At 45.9% G+C, this 3,109-nt stretch carries 4 protein-coding genes; all 4 read right to left on the bottom strand.

What is annotated here, in order from left to right; translation table 11 throughout:
- On the bottom strand, positions 1-718 hold a 718-nt coding region (locus IQ242_RS20885; RefSeq protein WP_193961268.1), incomplete at its 3' end, for a mannose-1-phosphate guanylyltransferase.
- 126 nt (positions 719-844) lie between these two features.
- Positions 845-1,831 carry a cytochrome f gene (gene petA / locus IQ242_RS20880; RefSeq protein WP_002768466.1) on the bottom strand — a complete coding sequence of 329 codons (987 nt, stop codon included), beginning with the start codon at positions 1,829-1,831 and terminating at the stop codon, positions 845-847.
- A 43-nt stretch (positions 1,832-1,874) separates the two neighbouring features.
- On the bottom strand, positions 1,875-2,414 hold the full coding sequence (gene petC / locus IQ242_RS20875; RefSeq protein ID WP_002789527.1) for a cytochrome b6-f complex iron-sulfur subunit: 540 nt from the start codon (positions 2,412-2,414) through the stop codon (positions 1,875-1,877).
- 331 nt (positions 2,415-2,745) lie between these two features.
- Positions 2,746-3,109: IS200/IS605 family accessory protein TnpB-related protein (locus IQ242_RS20870; RefSeq protein WP_193961267.1), on the bottom strand; the 364-nt coding region annotated here is incomplete at its 5' end.

Raw genomic sequence — 3,109 nt, 5'->3', positions numbered from 1 at the left:
CTAAATCCTCATAGGCAGCGATGCCCCGATCGCTCAGAGGTTGTAAAATATTATTAGCATGGGTTTTTAGCTCCTCTAAAACCACTTGTCCCTGAAAGATAAACATTCCGCTATTCCAGCTAAAAAGTCCCGTTTCTAGGAATTTTTCGGCCGTGGTGCGATCGGGTTTTTCCGTAAAACGACTCACTTTATAGACGGGTAAACCATTAAATTCGCCCTGATTTTCTCCCTGTTCGATATAACCGTAACCGGTGGAGGGATAATCGGGTTTAATCCCTAAAGTAACGATCGCTTTTTGGCTGACGGCCACTTCTACGGCCGCTTTTAAAGTGTTAATATAAGCCTCTTGATCACCAATATAATGATCGGCAGGAAAAAAACCGATCGCCACTTCCTGACCATAACGTTTTATCACTTCTAAGGTGGCCCAAGTCACAGCCGGGGCCGTATCCTTGCCCACTGGTTCCACTAATAGGTTACTCTCCGGTAAATCGGGCAGTTGTTCGCGGACTCCATCAGCGATCGCACTAGCGGTAATTACCCAGAGATTTTCCCAACCTGCCCCTAAAGATAATAGACGATCGGCCGTTGCTTGTAAAAGACTGCGACCACTACCATCAAGACAGAGAAACTGTTTCGGACGCGCTAGACGACTGAGAGGCCAAAAACGTTCCCCTTTACCCCCGGCGAGAATGACTGGAACAAGCGACTGATTCATAAAAAATTGACACTTATCGGTTAAGTTGAACCGATTGTATCAGACGGCAGTGAGCGTTTTCCTGACCCAAAGCTAAAAAGCGGGCAAATAACCCGCTTTCTAGCAAAAATAACCGAAATATTGCGATTAGAAATTCATTTCGGCCGCTTGTACTGTTTCCACTTGTTTTTTCTTAATAACTAAGAGGATTTGGCATAGCATAATACCACCGAGGAATAAAACCAATCCTTTGATCCGGCCGGGATTTTGTAGGACAACTTCCGTCTCTTTTTGACCAAAACCGCCGACATTGGGGTTACTGGTTAAAAATTGTCCCACTTCGATCGCTTGACCTTCCGAGACGATTAACTCAGGTCCTGGGGGAATATTTTCCACCACGGGGCCAGCTTGGGAAGCGATGGTCACTTCATAACCACCGGCTTCGGTTTTGCTGATCTGGCTAATTGTACCGGCAGCACCCGCTTTGAAGGCGTTATTATTGCTAGGTTCACCGGTGGGGTACACTTGACCACGACCGCGATTGGCCCCTAAATGCACAGCATATTTACCGAAGTGAATACCCTTATTTTGGCTAGGATCGGGGGCCAGGACGGGGAAAACGATTTCTTTGTATTGATCCCCGGGTAGGGGGCCGACGATAACCACGTTATCTTGACCTTCTTTGTAGGATTGGAAATAGACTCCACCGAGTTTTTCCTGCATTTCTTCGGGAATGCGATCGGGGGGCGCGATTTTAAAACCATCCGGTAGCATTAAGACTGCACCGACGTTTAAACCCCCCTTGGATCCGTCTCCTAACACCTGTTGACTGGCGGGATCGTAGGGGATTTTTACTACTGCTTCAAAGACGCTATCGGGTAATACCGAGTGAGGGATTTCAATTTCGGCGGGTTTTTGGGCTAAATGGCAGTTCGCGCAGACAATCCGACCTGTTGCTTCTCTGGGGGTTTCCGGTGCGGTTTGTTGCGCCCAAAAAGGATATGCTTGGGCAGATTGGGGATTAATGACATCGCTGGTTAGGAGCAGGGAAACGGTAGCGATCGCCACGAGGACAGCTTTCACTAGGGCCTGTCTGTGGACTTGCGGGAAGCTTAAAAAGTTGAATGTTCTCATCTCTATCGGTTGAATAATTCCAAATCTCGTCACATTGAATAATCTAGGACCACCAGGGTTCTTCACCGGTGCGGAAGTCGGTTTCCGTCCAAGTGGAGAAGACGACTTTATCATTATCGGTGACGTTGGCATGGGCGAGGGCTAAGGATAGAGGCGCTGGACCGCGAACTACTTTTCCTTCGGCATTGTACTGGGAACCGTGGCAAGGACACATGAATTTTTCTTCACTGGCATTCCAAGGCACCACACAACCTAAGTGGGTGCAGACGGCGTTAATTCCATAGTTGGCAAGGGTTTTGTCCTCTTGGACGACTAAATAGGTGGGGTCGCCTTTTAAACCTTGAGCTAAGGTGCGATCGCCGGCGTTATGGCTTCCCAGAAATTGACTGACAATCACATCATTACCTAGGGCATCTTTAGCGGTGACACCGCCACCCGTACCACCGGCCGAGGGGGGAATAAAATACTTAACAATCGGATACAAAGCGCCCGCTGCTACTCCGGTAATTGTACCAAAGGTCAACAGGTTCATAAATTGACGACGACCCAAATCGGGAACATCTGTACCGGAAACTTGACTCATTGCTCCTTATCTCCAAATGTAAATTTTTGTAAACTAATTCTCATCTAAGGGCGATTTTGTGCATCTCGATCAAGACGAAAACCCAGAGCTTAAAGAAGGTTTACAAGGGCTGTATTAGATTATTACAGATATTGCGTCACGGACAATTGCCACGGCAAAGCTGCGCCAAATGCGATCGCTGTTTTCTCGCTTTTGCCCAGATGAGAAACCGCGAACATCGAAAGAATCTTCAAAAATTCGATCCAATGGAAAAGTTAAGTCTCCATGTAGTTAGTAAAAGTATAGTCAAATATAGACAGACTGAATTCCACTTCAGAAATTCCCTTCACTTTTACTTCGAGAGATTGATTCTCCTTGGGTGAACTACGCACCTCTCTATCCCATAGCGGTTAAACGCATTTGGGAATGCTTTTCGTAAAATATTATAGGAACCTATGACATCAGATTGAACCAGAATCCCCTTATCTGTACGATATAACCCTCGCGAAATTCTTTTTCCTGAAAAAACGGGTTTTTCAGTTATCTGTCCATAAACGGGGAGAGGATCGTCATTCAAAAAATTAGAAGTTGAGGTATAGGATTCTTCTTGAAGAATCACAGAGATTCCTTCTAATTGACATTTATAACTAATCATCTCAATTAATCGAGCATGAGGGATGGTCACAAATTTTTGATTGTTGACTTTTCCTAAGTTC

The sequence above is a fragment of the Microcystis sp. LEGE 08355 genome (assembly GCF_015207185.1).
GTDB lineage: Bacteria > Cyanobacteriota > Cyanobacteriia > Cyanobacteriales > Microcystaceae > Microcystis > Microcystis panniformis.
Note: the sequence above shows the minus strand (reverse complement) of the source record. Positions and strands in the feature narration are given on the sequence as shown.

What these genes read in the sequence shown, in the direction of transcription:
- petA (WP_002768466.1), bottom strand. Translation starts at nt 1,831, where the DNA reads ATGAGAACATTCAACTTTTTAAGCTTCCCGCAAGTCCACAGACAGGCC.
- petC (WP_002789527.1), bottom strand. Translation starts at nt 2,414, where the DNA reads ATGAGTCAAGTTTCCGGTACAGATGTTCCCGATTTGGGTCGTCGTCAA.